This window comes from Leptospira sp. B5-022 (genome assembly GCF_000347035.1).
Classification (GTDB): Bacteria; Spirochaetota; Leptospiria; order Leptospirales; family Leptospiraceae; genus Leptospira_B; species Leptospira_B cinconiae.
The window spans coordinates 212,885-229,458 of sequence record NZ_ANIJ01000047.1 but is presented as its reverse complement, the minus strand read 5'-3'; the positions used below and the strand labels follow the sequence as shown (position 1 = coordinate 229,458).

At 41.4% G+C, this 16,574-nt stretch carries 20 protein-coding genes; 13 read left to right on the top strand and 7 right to left on the bottom strand.

The window, feature by feature from the left end; all coding sequences use genetic code 11:
- Positions 1-25: 25 nt before the first annotated feature.
- The gene (locus tag LEP1GSC192_RS17325) at positions 26-616 is read left to right on the top strand and encodes a Crp/Fnr family transcriptional regulator (RefSeq protein WP_020771479.1); all 591 of its coding nucleotides are present in this window, start codon (positions 26-28) and stop codon (positions 614-616) included.
- A 114-nt stretch (positions 617-730) separates the two neighbouring features.
- Here LEP1GSC192_RS17325 and LEP1GSC192_RS17320 read toward each other — a convergent pair whose 3' ends face one another.
- The gene (locus tag LEP1GSC192_RS17320) at positions 731-1,894 is read right to left on the bottom strand and encodes an acyl-CoA dehydrogenase family protein (protein WP_020771189.1); all 1,164 of its coding nucleotides are present in this window, start codon (positions 1,892-1,894) and stop codon (positions 731-733) included.
- 488 nt (positions 1,895-2,382) lie between these two features.
- Between LEP1GSC192_RS17320 and LEP1GSC192_RS17315 the strand changes: the two genes are divergently transcribed.
- The 3 genes from LEP1GSC192_RS17315 to LEP1GSC192_RS17305 all read left to right on the top strand — a co-directional run bounded on the left by LEP1GSC192_RS17315 (position 2,383) and on the right by LEP1GSC192_RS17305 (position 4,063).
- Positions 2,383-3,030, top strand: a complete 648-nt coding sequence (locus LEP1GSC192_RS17315) for a hypothetical protein (protein WP_020771319.1) — start codon at positions 2,383-2,385, stop codon at positions 3,028-3,030.
- 239 nt (positions 3,031-3,269) lie between these two features.
- Positions 3,270-3,665, top strand: coding sequence for a DUF1761 family protein (locus LEP1GSC192_RS17310; RefSeq protein ID WP_020771281.1), 396 nt, complete (start codon positions 3,270-3,272; stop codon positions 3,663-3,665).
- Entirely contained in the window at positions 3,662-4,063 is a 402-nt protein-coding gene (locus LEP1GSC192_RS17305) for a hypothetical protein (RefSeq protein WP_036090838.1), read from the top strand. The genes LEP1GSC192_RS17310 and LEP1GSC192_RS17305 overlap by 4 nt, the downstream gene beginning before the upstream one ends.
- Positions 4,064-4,071: 8 nt before the next feature.
- Here LEP1GSC192_RS17305 and LEP1GSC192_RS17300 read toward each other — a convergent pair whose 3' ends face one another.
- The 3 genes from LEP1GSC192_RS17300 to LEP1GSC192_RS17290 all read right to left on the bottom strand — a co-directional run bounded on the left by LEP1GSC192_RS17300 (position 4,072) and on the right by LEP1GSC192_RS17290 (position 6,847).
- Entirely contained in the window at positions 4,072-5,244 is a 1,173-nt protein-coding gene (locus tag LEP1GSC192_RS17300) for a CaiB/BaiF CoA-transferase family protein (RefSeq protein WP_036091003.1), read from the bottom strand.
- 86 nt (positions 5,245-5,330) lie between these two features.
- A complete protein-coding gene (locus LEP1GSC192_RS17295) occupies positions 5,331-6,194 on the bottom strand; it encodes a polysaccharide deacetylase family protein (protein ID WP_020771140.1) in 864 nt (287 codons plus the stop codon).
- A gap of 275 nt (positions 6,195-6,469) precedes the next feature.
- Positions 6,470-6,847: an SMR family transporter gene (locus LEP1GSC192_RS17290; RefSeq protein WP_036090835.1), complete on the bottom strand. Its 378-nt coding sequence runs from the start codon at positions 6,845-6,847 to the stop codon at positions 6,470-6,472.
- A 144-nt stretch (positions 6,848-6,991) separates the two neighbouring features.
- Between LEP1GSC192_RS17290 and LEP1GSC192_RS17285 the strand changes: the two genes are divergently transcribed.
- Entirely contained in the window at positions 6,992-7,819 is an 828-nt protein-coding gene (locus LEP1GSC192_RS17285) for an alpha/beta fold hydrolase (RefSeq protein WP_020771083.1), read from the top strand.
- Positions 7,820-7,834: 15 nt separating this feature from the next.
- A complete protein-coding gene (locus tag LEP1GSC192_RS17280; RefSeq protein WP_020771204.1) occupies positions 7,835-8,617 on the top strand; it encodes an AraC family transcriptional regulator in 783 nt (260 codons plus the stop codon).
- A gap of 73 nt (positions 8,618-8,690) precedes the next feature.
- On the opposite strand, the gene LEP1GSC192_RS17275 is transcribed toward LEP1GSC192_RS17280, so the two are convergent.
- Positions 8,691-9,227 carry a DUF962 domain-containing protein gene (locus LEP1GSC192_RS17275; RefSeq protein ID WP_020771270.1) on the bottom strand — a complete coding sequence of 179 codons (537 nt, stop codon included), beginning with the start codon at positions 9,225-9,227 and terminating at the stop codon, positions 8,691-8,693.
- A 156-nt stretch (positions 9,228-9,383) separates the two neighbouring features.
- On the opposite strand from LEP1GSC192_RS17275, the gene LEP1GSC192_RS17270 reads away from it, so the two are divergent.
- Genes LEP1GSC192_RS17270 through LEP1GSC192_RS17245 form a run of 6 tightly spaced genes read left to right on the top strand, consistent with a single transcriptional unit; the run spans position 9,384 to position 13,963 of the window.
- Positions 9,384-9,563: a 4-oxalocrotonate tautomerase family protein gene (locus tag LEP1GSC192_RS17270; RefSeq protein ID WP_020771166.1), complete on the top strand. Its 180-nt coding sequence runs from the start codon at positions 9,384-9,386 to the stop codon at positions 9,561-9,563.
- A gap of 3 nt (positions 9,564-9,566) precedes the next feature.
- Positions 9,567-10,391, top strand: coding sequence for a YdcF family protein (locus tag LEP1GSC192_RS17265; protein WP_020771329.1), 825 nt, complete (start codon positions 9,567-9,569; stop codon positions 10,389-10,391).
- 8 nt (positions 10,392-10,399) lie between these two features.
- The gene (locus tag LEP1GSC192_RS17260; RefSeq protein WP_020771251.1) at positions 10,400-10,798 is read left to right on the top strand and encodes a cytochrome c maturation protein CcmE; all 399 of its coding nucleotides are present in this window, start codon (positions 10,400-10,402) and stop codon (positions 10,796-10,798) included.
- Positions 10,795-12,978, top strand: coding sequence for a heme lyase CcmF/NrfE family subunit (locus tag LEP1GSC192_RS17255; protein ID WP_020771111.1), 2,184 nt, complete (start codon positions 10,795-10,797; stop codon positions 12,976-12,978). The genes LEP1GSC192_RS17260 and LEP1GSC192_RS17255 overlap by 4 nt, the downstream gene beginning before the upstream one ends.
- The gene (locus LEP1GSC192_RS17250; RefSeq protein WP_020771247.1) at positions 12,975-13,559 is read left to right on the top strand and encodes a cytochrome c-type biogenesis protein CcmH; all 585 of its coding nucleotides are present in this window, start codon (positions 12,975-12,977) and stop codon (positions 13,557-13,559) included. Before LEP1GSC192_RS17255 ends, LEP1GSC192_RS17250 begins: the two co-directional genes overlap by 4 nt.
- Positions 13,559-13,963, top strand: a complete 405-nt coding sequence (locus tag LEP1GSC192_RS17245) for a zinc ribbon domain-containing protein (protein WP_020771482.1) — start codon at positions 13,559-13,561, stop codon at positions 13,961-13,963. Before LEP1GSC192_RS17250 ends, LEP1GSC192_RS17245 begins: the two co-directional genes overlap by 1 nt.
- Before the next feature lie 7 nt (positions 13,964-13,970).
- Here the strand turns inward: LEP1GSC192_RS17245 and hisE are convergent, their stop codons facing one another.
- Positions 13,971-14,249 carry a phosphoribosyl-ATP diphosphatase gene (hisE, locus tag LEP1GSC192_RS17240; RefSeq protein WP_008593771.1) on the bottom strand — a complete coding sequence of 93 codons (279 nt, stop codon included), beginning with the start codon at positions 14,247-14,249 and terminating at the stop codon, positions 13,971-13,973.
- Between the two features lie 120 nt (positions 14,250-14,369).
- Here hisE and LEP1GSC192_RS17235 point away from each other — a divergent pair, with 120 nt between their 5' ends.
- Entirely contained in the window at positions 14,370-15,191 is an 822-nt protein-coding gene (locus tag LEP1GSC192_RS17235) for a thioredoxin family protein (protein WP_020771375.1), read from the top strand.
- 62 nt (positions 15,192-15,253) lie between these two features.
- On the opposite strand, the gene LEP1GSC192_RS17230 is transcribed toward LEP1GSC192_RS17235, so the two are convergent.
- Entirely contained in the window at positions 15,254-16,564 is a 1,311-nt protein-coding gene (locus LEP1GSC192_RS17230) for a UDP-glucose/GDP-mannose dehydrogenase family protein (RefSeq protein WP_020771200.1), read from the bottom strand.
- Positions 16,565-16,574 lie beyond the last annotated feature (10 nt).

Sequence of the window (16,574 nt, the reverse complement as noted above, 5' to 3'; positions counted from 1 at the left end):
AGGGAAATCCGTGAACGGGAATTGTATGGATCAGAAAGATCTGCCTTGGGAAAAAATTTATGAGACTGTGAACCGGATCTCTCCCGTCCCGATAGAAGTTTGGAAAAAATCGGAACAACTATATACGATCCGTAAATTAGGATACGGAGATTTTCTGATCAAACAAGGAGCGCAAGCTTCGGAGTTCGCCTTCGTATTCTCAGGAGTTTTGAGAGAATATTATCTCACCAACCAAGGAAACGAGTATATTAAAAGTTTCAATTTCCCGGGAGACTTTACAGGATCCTATTTCGACCTTCTCACTGAACAACCTTCTACCTGCAATATTAGAGCGATCACAGATTGCGAACTTGCAGTCGCAAAATTTTCCGAATTCAGAAAACTATTCTACCAAGATATAGCCTGGGAAAGATTGGGCCGGATATTTGCAGAAAATTTATTCTTAAAAAAAGCAAGAAGAGAATATGAACTCTTAGCGCTCAGTGCGGAAGAAAGATACGATCTACTTTTACAATCCAGACCAGATATAGAAGACCTTATTCCTCAATATCATATCGCTTCTTATCTGGGGATCACGCCTGTGTCATTGAGCAGGATCCGAGCGAAGAGGAAATAAAAAAGGCTCCCAAATTTTGTAGGAACTCCTCCATCACAACTTTCAGGTTTGGAAAATAAAAAAGGCGCCGGGGAAACCGACGCCTTCTTCAAGCTTTGCAATATTAGAAAATTCTTATTTTGCGGAAGCTGCTTCACGGATCACATAAGCTGCGATCTCGTTCTTTTGGATCTGAGTGGTTCCTTCGAAGATACAAAGGATTTTTGCATCTCTCATCAGTTTTTCAACCGGATACTCTTTAGTATAACCGTATCCACCGAAGATCTGAACCGCATCAGTAGCCGCTTTCATTGCAGTCTCGGAGCAATATGCTTTCGCGATTGCGGAATATTTCGGAAGACGAGGATCTTCAGCATCGGACATACGAGCGGAAAGATAACAGATCTGACGTGCAGTTTCCACACCGATAGACATATCTGCAAGCATGTGTTGAACCGCTTGGAAGCTGGAAATTTTAGAACCGAACTGCTCTCTTTGACGAGCGTATTTAGATGCATGATCTAAAGCAGCTTGAGCAACACCCACTCCCATAGCAGCAACGTATGGGCGAGAAGCGTTCAGAGTTTGAAGAGCGTAGATGAACCCGAGGTTTTCTTTTCCGATCATATTCGCTTCTTCTACCGCACAATCTTCGAAGATGATTTGGCGAGTATCGGATGCACGAATTCCAAGTTTATCCTCTTTTTTACCGACGATCAAACCTGGAGTGTCGCGTTTAACGTAGAAGCAGGAAACTCCACGAGTTCCACGGCCTTTATCGGTATATGCAAAAACGGTATAAGCTCCAGCGCTACCACCACCGGTAATCCACTGTTTGGTTCCGTTGATGACCCATTTGTCGCCTTTTTTAACCGCAGTAGTGCTCATACCAGGAACGTCGGAACCTGCGCCAGGCTCGGAAAGACAGAAAGAAACTCCGTATTCTCCGTCAACAACCGGTTGAAGCCATTTTTTCTTTTGTTCATGGCTTGCACCTTTCATGATTGGAAGGATACCAAGACCTGTATAACCGAAACAAAGGCTGATACCGAGACATCCTCTAGAAAGTTCTTCGGTTACCAAACACTGCTCTACTGAACCAAGGCCCCATCCACCGTATTCTTCGGGGATAGTGAGTCCGTTGACCCCTAATTCGGTTCTCATTCTATTGATAAGTTCTTCTGGATGTTTGTTTTGCTCGTCCCAGTGGATAGCAACTTCATGGGTGATTTCCTTCTTAACGAAGTTTCTGATCGTGTCCCTAATCTCGATCTGCTGCTCAGTCAGTTCCTGATACATTTTTTCCCTTCTTGCGAGAGTTTCTAATCCTAATTTTTCGCGAGGGTCGATTCCATCAAGAAAAACATGCCCGGTGAAACGCCGATTTTAGTCCTAATGGGACAGAATTCCGGGAAATCTCGATATTTTCATCCATTTTGGCGATCTGAAAGCATATAAAAAACAGAACGTTCGTTCTGTCGCAATGTTCCTTTTATATTTTGCCTGAAATAAATTGAATAACGTAAATCCACCCAATCGTAAGAAAAGAAGTGCAGAGGTCCAAAAGTCATGTTAACAATTGGAACGTAAATGATTCGGTCGGCGCTATCTCTTTCAACAAGTCTTACATTAATTTTTACGGAAAGTTATTGCGCCCTCGGCGTTGGCACTGTAACACAACCTTTCTTGTACTCGTATGATGGACAGGAATTACGAAGGGAGCTTTTTTTCTCCACCGGATTACGAATAGACAACATCGTGTATATTGTGGATCGGCTTATACATTCATGAAAAATAGTGATACACATTTACTCATTTCCGTAGGCGCTTTCATAACGTTTATTATTGGCTCATTTGTTTTTTCCTTCCTGGACCGTCGTAAAATTCAAAACGAACTTGCAAGCCCATCCGGAAAGTTGATCTCACCGAATGATCGTATCATTGTGAACCGGAATAAGATGTTCTTTATCGGGATTGTATTAATCCTTTTTGGAGGGCATTCCGTTCTCTTTGTACGAATTAATACAATATATATGACAGCGGTTAGTGCAATGTTGGTTATAGGTATTTTTATATTATTATTCTTTCTACTAAAAAGGAAGCCCAACGGTTGGCTTAAATTCTCCGAAGAAGGGATCACTATAGGTTTACGCAATGGCAGTCACACTATTCCTTGGAAATCTTTTCAAACTTGGCGGATTGTCGAAGTATTCGGAAATGTATCGGTTCTGATTAACTTAAAAGAGCCTATCTCAGAGTCGTTCCGGATAGAAAGCGGTGAACCAAACTATACGCAGAGAGTTCAGAAAATATTTTCGCAAAACTTTTCTATCTTCGGAGCCCATGTGATGATCCTCTTAGGAATTTGGAATGCAGCACCAGAGGATATTGTTTACACAATAAAAAAATACGCTAACAATATTGACCCGATCTAAAAAGTTTCCTCGGCAATCAAAAGTGTAACTATGTCGTGGATTTTACAGCCGTTACAAGGGAGTCAGTCGGTTGTGCAAAAAAACCTATACGACATTACATTTCACTCCTCCTTTCAAAAGAAAATTCCTCATTCCACCTAGTTGGAATTCCAACGATAGAATTTAGATTCGGAAATTTGTTTACTTTAGAAAAGAATACTGGATAAATATTAGCTTAAGTAGTTTGTCAGGGAGACCTCATGACACAAAGTATCGTAGCTCCTATCGTTTCCGGAATGGCAGGATTTATTTGCGCATTTCTTTTTAGCGGTCCTCTTTATTTCGGCCTTTCAAAATTCTTGACCCTTCCTACACAAGAGGAGAAGAAGAATTTAGGAATTCGAATATTTTTGAATTTCTGCGTTTTCTTAACTACCGCTTTTTCTCTTTCTTTAATATTACAATATATGAACCTGCAAAATAAAGCTCATGGGCAATCCATCGCTTTTCTCCTATGGTTCGGATTTATATTCACTTATAGTTCCATCGATGTGATATGGAAGGGCAAACATCTAAAGTTATGGATTTACGAATCGATATCATCCCTAATCACAGTCCAAGTTTTAATGTTTGTTCTATTATGGTTTTATAAATGAAACAAGCTCGTTTTTTTCTTACACTCGATTCTGCCGGAGCATTTGTAGTAGGGACTTTTATACTTCTTTTCTCTTCTCTTATTTCAAACTTGGCCGGCTGGGAGGAAAGTTTCACCCGCATGGAAGGTTTTGCGAATTTGGTATACGGTTCTTATTCCGGAACTCTTCTATTGCTCTTCGGAAGAGGGCAACTTCGCCGGATATTCATTGTCGTCTTAATTATAGCTAATTCTTTTTGGGGTTTGCAATGTTTTGTGCAAGTTTGGAGATTGAAAGAAGAAGCCACTTACCTCGGGACCGTTGCACTATTGCTCGAAGGTATCTATCTATTGGCATTAGCATATTTCGAGGCGAAGTTCGTTTTACCAATTGTTTCCAACCTGCCTAGAGTATCGTAAGTAAAAAACTATATTACCTTATCTTTCTTCAATTCTTCTATCTCGGAGTCGGTATAACCCAAGGAATTTAGGATTTCCCGATTATGCTCTCCATGCTCGGGAGGATCTGTTCGATAAGTCACCTTACTCTCCGAAAAAGGAAACGGGGAACCGAATTGAATATAATCCCCGTATTGTTTGTGCTTACGATCCAGGATCATCCCTTTCTCTTTCATTACCGGATCCTTGGAAACCTCATCCAGTGTTTTGACAGGGGTAAGACATGAATCAGGATTTTGGAATATAGGCTCCAAGTCGGCAAGTGTTTTAGAGGCGAAATATTCCGTTAGGATCTTTTTCCACTCTGCAAAATGTGTTTCTGCAATCGGAGTTTTTTCCAAATGTGTATCAAGCCCGGATTGTCTTAAGAACGTTTTGAAAAACATTTCCTCAAGTGCACCTAACGCGACCCACCGTCCTTCCTTGGTCTTGTACGTGGAATAATTTGGCAGTTTTCCGGATAATAATTCGTTTCCACCTTCCGGATTTTTTCCCGTCGCAGAATAGATGCCTCCGTACAAGGAAACGAATTGTAGGGACGCTTCCATCATAGAGATAGCGATCTTTTGTCCGCGACCTGTTTTTTCGCGATAATACAATGCGGCCAGGATAGAAGATAGTGCGGTTAATGTTCCGCCACCTATATCCGCTAATTGGAATCCGGGGGCCTGCGGATTTTTTCCGGTCTGGTCCAATACTCCGGAGAGGGAGAGATAATTTAAGTCATGTCCCGCAAAATCCTTATAAGCTCCGGAATCTCCGTAACCGTATATCCCACAATAGATTAGTCTCGGGAATTTTTCTTTTAAATCGTCGTAACCGAGTCCCATTTTGGAAAGTCCGTCGGGACGAAACCCTTCCAATAATATATCAGCATCTTCCAAGAGTTTAAAGAGGATCTCTTTGGACTTTTCTCTTTTGAGATTGAGTGTGATCGCTTTTTTATTTCTGTTCAACATCAGATATAAGGAAGGTGCACCGTTCTCTTTTTTGAACATCACCCTAGTTGCATCCATCGCTCTTGGATTTTCTACCTTGATGATCTCGGCTCCCATATCTCCTAAATACATGGAGCATAACGGACCTGGCAGTAATAAGCTCAAATCGACTACCTTAACTCCAGAAAGTGGACCTTTGTTCATTTTTATGTTCCTGAATATTAAACTTCGGACCTGTTTAGATCCGGAATGTGGAAAGAAAAGTGTTTTTTGTTTTTTGAAAACGGCGTTCAATCCGAGTCCTCTTCGCTTAACTCTTCGCTAGTTTTTCCCCAACGCCATCGGGTATAATCTTCCGCGGTAGCGAAAGTGTATCCTTCCGATTTCAATTTTTCAATGATAAAAGGTAGAACTTCCTTAGTAGTAGGATGTGTATCATGGAATAAGATCACTACTCCTTGTCCTTCCGCCTTGGATGCTAAGGAGTTATAGATACGATCCATTTTCCTTTTAAACTTTTCATGATCTGGATTGATCTTTGGTCCTTTTTCGTACCATTCTCCTTTGACCCATTCTTTGGAATCTGTCGAGTCAAACTCTTTGGTCCACATGAATATAAATCCTTTACCTTGTAGTGCTGAGCTGACCCTTCTGCGGACTGTTTCGTTCTTTGTTTTGATATAAGGAGAGCCGAAAGGCGGACGAATCCATATTAGTTTTCCGGAATATTCTCCGAGTTCGTTTTGGTATAATCTCTGATTCTCTTCCAATTGGCTTTCTATTTTTTTGGGAGACATGTACGCGAAGTTTTGGTGCCCAAGCGTGTGATTTCCGATCGTATGGCCTTCTTCTTTCATTCGGACGAGTACTGTTTTGTATTTCCGGAAACTATTTCCTTTTGTGCTGGCCTTAGGTAACCAGGCTCCGCATACGAAGAATGTAGCCTTTATGTTTTCTTTTTTAAGTACATCCAATACGTCGGAAGTCCAATCGGATGGACCATCATCGAACGTTAAGAATGCCGTCTTGGGTGGAAGAGGATCTCCTGCGTAATATCCGATGGGACCTTTATGATCGGCCCGGCTAATTGTAGCAGGTTCGAAACTGGAGCAGTAGGTTAGAAGCAGTACGGATAAGGATATGGTGGTCTTCATAAAACTCATACCATCCTATAAAGTTAAAAAACTTTAAGCTTGGATCGGTTTGAATTTTTAGCTTATTGTCCGGCTACGGGCTTCAGGAGCGAAGCGACTATCCTCCATTAATTAGACTCTAGGAGTAACGATCTTAGTCGTCATTTCAATTCGAGACTACTACTCTCTTCGGGTTATTATTATATAACTTTATAATATATGGTCCTTCTTTGGGCTTGGTTCTATGTCAAAGTCAATTTCTGGCCGATAGAACCGGGACCATTTAAGGTAGGCTCTTAGGCAAACATTTCCGCAGAAGTCAACCATACTCCTGCGAGTATCAAACCGATCCCAGTCCATTGAGTCCAGTTCAGTTCTTCTTTGAAAAATATTGCGGAGGCTACGAGCACTATGATAAATCCCGCGGATGTGAAAAGCGGATAAGCTAACGATAATTTTAATCCGTTACCCAATACCCATCTATAACCCAATAACGCGATCCCAAAAGAAACAAGTCCTGCAAAAAATACAGGATGTAAAAATGCTTTGATCAATCCTTCGATTCCGGAAGCCGTATCCGTTTTATCTCCTAAAGAACTTGCCTTGATCAGAATGTTTGCCAGGGCATTGAAGAATAATGCGACTACGAAAATGATTATCACCGTTAATTTCATCTATCTCTCTCAAGAATTCGATTATTGTTTTCTTGTAATCTCCCCTTAGGAAGAGTGTATTATCCCTCTTTTGGGAATCGGTCGAAACTCCGAATTCCTGTCCATCGAAAGCAAAGGGAATGAAATAGCAAGGGCAAATCTTGAATGGATAGAAAAACATTTAACTTCCGAGGGATCAAACTTTCTTATATAGATTCAGGCAACAAATCCTTGGATCCGATTTTGATCGCTCATGCTAACGGATTTTCCGCAGGTTGTTATTCCTTCTTCATCCAAAAACTTTCCGAAACTTATAGAGTTCTTGCCTTAGATTTTTGCGGTCATGGAGAATCGGAAGCGAACATGGATTGGAAGGATTGGTTTTTCTTTAGAGATCAAATTTTAGCTCTGATCGAAACGGAAAATTTGAAAAATGTTGTGGGTGTTGGACATTCTCTAGGAGGAGCAAGTCTTATTCTTTCTTCTTATAAAAGACCGGATCTCTTTCGTAAAATTTTCGCAATGGACCCGGTGATCTTAAATTTTGCGTATCTTCTTCTTGCCTTAGCCTTCGATACTCCTTTAGCAAAAGGAGCTCTCAAAAGAAGAAGGGAATTTAAAGACTTAGCTCTCGTCAAAAAAGCATATAGAAAGACTCCTACTTTTGTGAATTGGTCCGACGAGGTTTTCGAAGATTATTTGAATTCTTGTTTTAGAAAAGAAGGAGAGAAATGGATCTTATGTTGTCCGCCTGAATTGGAGGCCAAAATTTTCAACTCGGTCAGTTTTTTAAGCTTGTTCCAATATGGAAGGATCAAAACGGAAACTCATATCACTCTCCCTCGAAAATACGAGGTATGCTCCCCATCTGCGGCCAAAAGGATTATTAAAGGAAATTCGAATTCAAGCTTAGAGTTATGGGATGACATTTCCCATTTTTTTCCGTTTGAGCGTCCCGAAAAAACCCTGGAAAGAATCATTCAAAAATTATAATCCGGTATGCGGGAAATGGAAGAGTCTCAGATCGGAACCTTATTTTATTTCGGAGCGAGGGTATTCCTCGCCCAGAAAGGACTTACTACAGATCCTCACTCTCATTATGCGGTTTCCATTTTGATCTCCTTAACTTCTAAGTTTAAAGTGATCGAGGAATCGGGTACCATATTGGAATTCCAAGCTGTAGTTTTGGCTCCCAATACGTATCATACTCTTTCCGCCGAAAATTCGGATCTGATCGTTTTACAGATCGATCCATACGGTATCGACTATGCTTCCATCGCTTCTAGATTCGGGAGAAAGGGAATCTCGGAGATCCCGTTCGAAAATTTGGATCCGGTTCTTTCCAGATGTAAAAATCTATTTCATGAAAAAGTAAATTGCCAAGCCGCGAAGGAACTATTCGAAGATATTCTTGCCTGCGTTGGGACGGAAAAACCTTCCAGAGTTTCTTTGGATCCAAGAGTTTTATCCGCGACAAATCGTATGAAATCCGCTCTTCCAGGTTCTATCTCCGTTCCGGAACTTGCAAAGGAAGCGGGATTTTCAGAAACAAGGTTTATGCATGTTTTCAAATTACAGATGGGTCTACCTGTCAGACAATATCAACTTTGGTTGAGACTTCATGAAGCGGCAAAACTTTTGAAAGAAGGGGGAAATCTAACGGAAGCTTCCCATGCCGCAGGTTTTGCGGACCAAGCTCACTTGAGTCGCACATTCAAAAGAATGTTCGGTGTGCAACCTTCCAAATTTTTAGGATCGAACACGAACGTCACAGTTCATTTTTGTGTTTAAAGCTAGAAAATAATCTAAAAAAGAAAAGCGCCCGCTTAAGACCGCGGGCGTGTGCCTGAAGCAAGAGAGAAAGTTAATGAGCAGTGCTGAAGTTTTTGAGTTTACCTTGTGCCGCTAATTCTTTACGAACAGCTTCTTGCACATCTTTTCTAAATCCCAATTCGAAGAACACATCCGCAATTACGAAAATCGGAGCGGATACGATCGCTTGGAATAAATTGTCGAACAATGCAGGACGGCTTTTTTCAAAAATGAAATGTCCGTAGAATTGGGCTCCCCAACCTACTAACTGAGCAACTGCGAAAATACTCCATGCAGTAGTAGCCGTTAAAGACAGAGTAATATACTGCGCCAAAAACATTAAAGAGCCGAATACAACGGTGGTTGCCAAAGCAAAAATAAAATCCAAGGTGAAATAGTAGGCAAGTACTACGATCCCGAATACGGTAGCAGCGGTTACTGTGTAACCTAAAACATTGATCAACTCTAATCTATTCAGCACTAAAAACAAGGTGAAGGTGATGGTAGGAACTCCTAATACGTGGATCCAAACATTTCTTTTTTCTTGGTGGTACGCGGAATAGAAGGCCATTTCCTTAGCGAATTTCATGGATAAAACTCCTCACAATTTCAGATCCAGTATATACCGGAAGTCGTAGTTCCGGCTTGAACGAACCTGCCATTTTTAGAAAAAAAATCCGTTGCGTAATACCCGTTCGAAATAAACTATTGAGTCGTTCCGAAAACCTATTCCAACCGGAGATTTATGCCTTACATTAATTTAAAAGTAGCCGGACCTCTTACAAAAGAGCAAAAACAGCAGATAACGAAAGAATTCACCGAAACTCTTACAAAAGTTGCCGCAAAACCTCCTGAATCCACCTATATCGTGATCGACGAAGTTTCCAGAGAAAACTGGGCTGTAGGTGGAAAACTCTTAGAATAAAAAATGGATACGACCTTTTTTGCGGCCTCCAAACTTGCGGGAGCTTTTATATTTCCCCTACCTGCCTCCCTACTTCTGTTGGTATTTTTCGGTCTCAGACTTCCTAAATTTAAACATAAGATTTGGGTTTTATTTCCTACATTGATTATCTGGGTCGCGTCCACTGATAGTTTTTCGCAATGGTTAGTCAAAGGCCTGGAAGAAAAACATCCTCCGGTTCGTTTGGAAACCTTAGAAAATGCAGATGCCATTCTAGTTTTGGGCGGAGCCGTGGACAATCTTGCATTATACGAACAACAGGTGCAGTTGACTTCCGCTGCGGAACGAATGACTGATGCTGTATTATTATTCCAAAAAAGAAAAGCGCCTCGGATCGTTTTCACCGGAGGTTCCGGGAATTTATTCTTCCAAACTCGAAAAGAATCCGACTTTGCACTTCAATTTTTCGAATCTTTAGGAATTCCTACAAAAGCTGTTTTTTTGGAGAACGAAAGCAGAAACACTAAGGAGAATGCGGAAAAAACCGCGGAACTCTTTCGCAAATACAAATGGAAGTCCGCAATCCTGATCACGTCCGCATTTCATATGGAAAGATCCTTATCGGTATTTGCAAACACAGGGATCAAAATCCATCCTTGGCCGACAGATTATAGGTCCCGGGTAAAAATACTGACCATAGACGATTTTATACCTTCTTCCCAAAGTTTGGAGAATACAAGTATTGCCTGGAAAGAAAGAATCGGGTTATTTGTTTACGGTTTCAGAGAGAGTATTTCCACTTTTCTTCCCCTCCGTATCCGATATCCTTGGTCTAAGGACTGGAATTAAACATAGATATGAACGTGAAATTTACCGTACTTGCGAGTATCATCGCACTTTCCTTAGGGACAATCGCCTTCTTCTCCTCTAAAGAAACTTCTTATACTCTATTGGATGCATCCGATCTTGCGGCGAATCCAGCTAAATACGAACCGGATGATCTCTTAAGAGTAAGAGGATTCGTAAAATTGGGTTCAGTGATCCGTGAAGGAAAAACTGCCAAGTTTGTTCTCCAACTAAACGAAAAAGAAGTGCCTGTTTTTTTTACGGGAGCTACATTATTGCCGGACGCATTTAAAGAAGGTACAAGAGCTCGAGTGGACGGAGTCTGGAAAAACGGAGTCCTAGTCGCAGATAAGGTAGAAGCAAAATGTGCCTCCAAATACGAAGCAGGTTATAAAGAAGAAGAACAATGAACGATTTAGGCGCAGTTTGTCTCATCTCCTCCTTCTCTATCCTATTATTTTCCATTATCCAAACCGGCTACGGAATTTTTAAGAACGATTCCAGAGCATTAGAATTAGGCCGTTATACTTTGATGGCCAATTTTGCGGTCATTCTTTTGGCTTTTATTGTGTTGGTCGTCCAACTCATGAGAACGGATCTATCCAACTATTACGTTGCGATGCATTCCAGCGAACATCTTCCTTTATTCTATAAGATCACTTCCGTTTGGTCCGGATCTTCCGGTTCACTTCTCTTCTGGAATTTACTTCTCTCCGGATTTACATTTATCGTTCTTTGGCAAACAAAGGATCTATTAAACGAAAGAATCCCGGTAATGCATCTTTCTTTAGCGGTAATCGCATGTTTTTTTTCGTTCCTGGCGATCTTTTTTCCCGATGCACAACCGTTCCGTGAATTCCAACCCGCTGCGGTCGCAGGGAGAGGATTAAATCCACTACTACAACACTGGGCGATGATCATTCATCCTCCTATCTTGTATATAGGATATGTGAGTTTTGCGATTCCGTTCGCGATCGCTTCTTCCGCATTAATTACCGGACAATTATCCGAGAACTGGTTCAGATTCGTAAGAAGATGGAGTATCTTCTCTTGGTTTTTCTTAGGAACGGGAATCCTCTTGGGTTCCAAATGGGCTTACGAAGAATTAGGATGGGGCGGTTATTGGGCCTGGGACCCGGTAGAGAACGCAAGTTTGATGCCTTGGCTTTTATCCACGGCATTCCTTCATTCCATGATTATCCAGGAACGAAGAGGAATGTTAAAATTTTGGAATATGCTTCTGATCATTCTGGCATTCCATTTCTGCTTACTTGGCACCTGGATCACTCGAAGCGGAGTTTTAGAAGGACCACATTCGTTTTCCAAATCCAGCATCGGAACCCCGTTTATAGTTTTTATCGGAGCAAGCTTCCTATTCTATCTCGGAATTTTAATATATAGGAAAGATAGACTTAAACCGGAAAGGAACTTAGAGGCGATCACTTCCAAAGAAGGAAGTTTCTTATTGAACAATTTCCTTTTGGTGATCGCAACACTGTCCATTTTATTAGGAGTATTCTCTCCTTTATTGTCCGGAGTAGAATACAAGGCGCCTTGGTTCAACTCATGGGGAGTTCCTGCGGGAATTCTACTCATTCTATTAATGGGAGCGGCTCCTCTACTCGCATGGAGAAAAGGCGCAGACCAGATATTTTTTACCACATTATTAAAACCTCTGATTGCGGGAGTGATTGGTGCAGGGATCTATATCCTATACTACAGAAGTAATTTTTCGATCAGCGATTATAGCCTAGGCGACGTTCTTGGAGAAGTTTATAGCGTTCTCACTGTTGGGCTCGGAATATTCACGATAGCCGGGATCGCACAAGAATATCATAACGGTATCCAAGCGAGAAGGTCCGCTATCCAGGGAGAAAATTACCTTCAAGCCGGATTCCGAATGCTTCTCAAAAACAAAAGAAGATACGGCGGATATTTAGTTCACTTGTCCATGGTGATCCTGTTTATCGGTCTTGCAGGAAACGCATTCAAACAGAACACCTCCGTTAAGTTTTTCTATTTCTTGAGATTTTCCCCTACGAATGAACTCATCTATACAAGCGATGATACTGCAATTTTAGGAGATTATACGATAAGCGCGAACACTCTTAAGATTAAACCGATCATAAACGGAGATCCGGAAGCAGGCGTCAATCATAGGAATGTGATCGTTTCTCACGAAGCAACCTTCGAAGTCAAAAAACAATTAAAAGATTTCGATACCATGGTCACTGAAAGAAGATATTATCCCCAGATCTCCCATTTGAGTGGGGACTTCGAGACTCATATCCCTACAAGCGAACCGTCCATTTCCTCTACTCCGAAAGAAGATCTTTATATCCAATTGGGAGCGATCGAACATGCGGATCTTTCGGATGAGAATCCGGATCTACCCGGAATGTTCTTGGACTTCTTTTTTACGAGAGATCCTGCGATCAAGGCCGCAAAATATCTGAAATTCCCGAACCAGATCGTAGCAAACTTGGAAGTTTGGATCAATCCGATGGTAAAATTCATCTGGGCGGGATCTTTGATGTTCTTCTTATCCGGACTACTGATCCTATTGCCGATAGGAGAGGATAAAAAATGAAAGTTTTAGTCACTCCTAATCTATATAAGAAAATTATAATTCTTTTTTTCGGATTATCCGTTTGGGCCGGCGCGGTCCATGCGGATTCCACTTTTACGAATCTAACGGATCAGGAACAGATACGCACATTCCATAATGTGACGGAAAGGATCCGATGTATTTGTATCCCTTCTATCGCGATCAAAAGTTGTTCTTTCAATAATTGTACAGTTTCCGCAAAACTGAAACTGTTCATTGAGAACAGGATCCGAGCGGGAGAATCTGCGGATGTGATCGTGGACAAAATGATCCACGGATTCGGTCAAGATGTGATTTCCGATCCGATCATTGCAAAGTTTATCGAAACTGGCAATCAGGGAATGGCGCAAGGAGTTATCATGGGTTTCGGTCCCGATATCCTGGCAAAACCCGATTCTTCCTGGATCGATTTCAGTATAGCTGCCGCTGCTGCATTCGGGATACTTCTTATCTATCTATATTTAAAAAGAAGAACCGCTCCTAAGGCGGCAATCGCAACGGAATCGGAAAATCATTCCTCTTTCGATAAATACATCTCCGAAATAGAGGAGAAACAGAAATAATGGATTTTTTATTAATTTTCTTTTATATACTTTTAGTCGCCATCATCGCAGCTCCGTTCGTTTACGTGAGTATGTTCGCAAAACATATTCCGTACGAGACGGATCCTAAAAGTTCGGAGTTATTCGACAGAAGGGACGTTCTTCTGGATAACCTGAAAGATCTAAAAATAGAATTCGATACCGGAAAATTGACTGAGACTGAATTCAGATCCATCTCTTCCGGTTTAGTAAAAGAATTGGAAGAGCAGGACAAAATGATCAGCCAAGGCGCCAATGTTTCCTCTAAAACGGAAACATCCGCCAAACCTCAACTCGGCGGAAAGTTCTGTCATAACTGTGGATTTAAAATAGAAATTTTCGGAGCAAAATTTTGTCCTGAATGTGGGACAAAACTACAGGTTTAAAGATCGATTAGGAATGTCTTTTTTTAAGTTCTTCCACTATGTCGGAAAGAGAAAGACCTCTTTCCACAAGAAGGACTTGCAAATGAAAAAGTAAATCCGCGGATTCGTGAGTGAGTTCTTTTTTATCCGCATTTTTTGCGGCGATAATCACTTCTCCAGCTTCTTCCCCTACTTTTTTAAGGATACGATCTACGCCGCCTCGGAAGAGGTCTGCTGTATAGGATTTTTCGGGAAGTTCTTCTTTTCTTTTTTTAAGGATTTGCTCTAACTGAAGCAGGAAGTCCATTATTACCACCGGAGATACTTCGAATATTAAGGCCTATTCTTGACGGTAAACAAAAAATTCCGTATTTCCGCGTTTCCTTAAAAACGAAACGGAGAAAAAAAGGTCGAAGAGATAAGAATCATGGTCCCTTTTTCAAAGATCCGATACTTCCTTGCACTACTTCTCCTAATATTCACATCCGAAATGACTGCTGAGGTTTGGGAGACTTCCGTGGAGACCGCCTTTAATAAGGCAAAGAAGGAAGGAAGGCCCATTTTTATAGATGTATACGCGGATTGGTGCGGATACTGCAAAACCCTTAAGAAGGAAATTTACCCTAAAAAAGAGGTGAAACAGGAAATGTCCAAGTTTGTACTTCTTTCTTTGGACGGGGATAGATTCCCTAACTTAAAGAAAAAGTACGGTGTCACCGGATATCCCACACTCTTATTTTTGGATAAGAACGGAAGTCTTACGGAAAAGATCGCAGGAATGCCGGATCATAAAATGGTGATCAGAACTTTACGATCCGCATATTCAAAACGTGATAAAGAAGTTAGCCTTCTTGCCGACTTGGAAAAAGACCCCGAAAACAATCTTCTTCTTTTGAAAGCAGGCGAATATTATTTCGAAGCCAAAGAATTCAAAAAGGCAGCGGATTATTTTTATAGATCGTTCGCATCCGAAGATCCAAGAATGCCCGAAAACAAACACAAGGCACTGTTTAATTTAGGTCTCAGCTTTTCGGAATTGAAAAACTGGGAAAAAGCGATCAAAACGTTTTCTTTATATTTGGACAAGTTTCCGACGGGACATTCCAAGGCAGCATTGTTTTATCGAGGGGGGGCTTACTCTTCTCTCGGCAAAAAACCGGAAGCGAAAGAAGATCTGAAAAAAGCCCTGGAACTCAGCTCTGATCCGGAGGAAAAAAAAGAGATCCAGGACTTATTAAATCGACTATAGTCGCTTTGCTCCTGAAGTCCGGGATTATACATTTACCGATAACTTCAGTTTCGGAAGAGACTTTAGACCGCTTGTTTACCTATGGAGAAGTATTTGAATCCTTCTTTTTTCATATGATCCGGACGATATTGGTTTCTACCGTCAAAGATCACATGGCCTTTCATTAATTTTTTTATTCTGGAAAAATCAGGTTCTCTGAACTCTCTCCATTCGGTAAGAAGAAGGAGCGCATCTGCTCCTTCTAACGCGTCATACGCATCTTTCGCATATTCTATCTTATCTTTGAAATAATACTCGGAAGTTTCTTTCGCGACCGGATCGAATGCTTTGATCTTTGCACCTTCTTCATACAATTTTAATAATAGAGGTATGGAAGGAGCTTCTCTCATGTCGTCTGTGCCAGGCTTGAACGCAAGTCCCCAGACTGCGAAAGTTTTTCCTTTGATCTGGCCTTTCCCGAAGAAGTTCTCAATTTTGGTGAATAAACGGACCTTCTGATCCTCGTTCACTCTTTCTACTTCTCTAATAATTCTCAAAGAAGAAGAGAAATTTTCCGAAGTTCGGATCAATGCACGAACGTCTTTAGGAAAACAAGATCCCCCGTAACCGATACCTGCATATAAGAATTGGCGGCCGATCCTGGAATCGGTTCCCATTCCTTTCCGCACATCTTCGTAATCAGCGCCCACGGTTTCGCATAGGTTCGCGATCTCGTTCGCAAAAGAGATCTTAGTGGCTAAGAATGCGTTACATGCATATTTAGTAAGCTCCGCAGAAACGGTTCCCATTTTGATGATAGGATTTCCGTTCAGTACAAATGGAGCATAAAGTTGCGCGACAAGCTCTCCAGCTCTTTCGCTGTCTGCACCGATCACAACCCTTTCAGGTTTCATGAAGTCGTCGATTGCAGCGCCTTCTTTCAGGAATTCAGGGTTGGACACGACATCGAATTCATGTTTGGTGTTTTTAGAAATAATTTCTTTTACCTTGGCGGCGGTTCCTACAGGAACAGTGGATTTATCCACAATTACCTTATAACCGTTGATGGATTTTCCGATCTGTTCAGCCACTGCGAATACAGCGCTTAGATCCGCGGAGCCATCCTCGGATGTTGGAGTTCCAACTGCGATAAAAATGATTTCGGAGCCTTCCACACCTTCTTGGATGGAAGTGCTGAAACCCAATCGATTTTCCTTATGGTTGTTCAAAACCAATTCGGACAAACCAGGTTCATATATAGGTATGATTCCTTTTTTCAAGTCCTCTATTTTTTTAGAGTCCTTATCCACGCAGATTACATGATTTCCATATTCCGCAAAGCAGGCCCCGGCCACAAGGCCCACATAGCCGCTTCCAATTACGCAAACTTTCATACGGAAACCA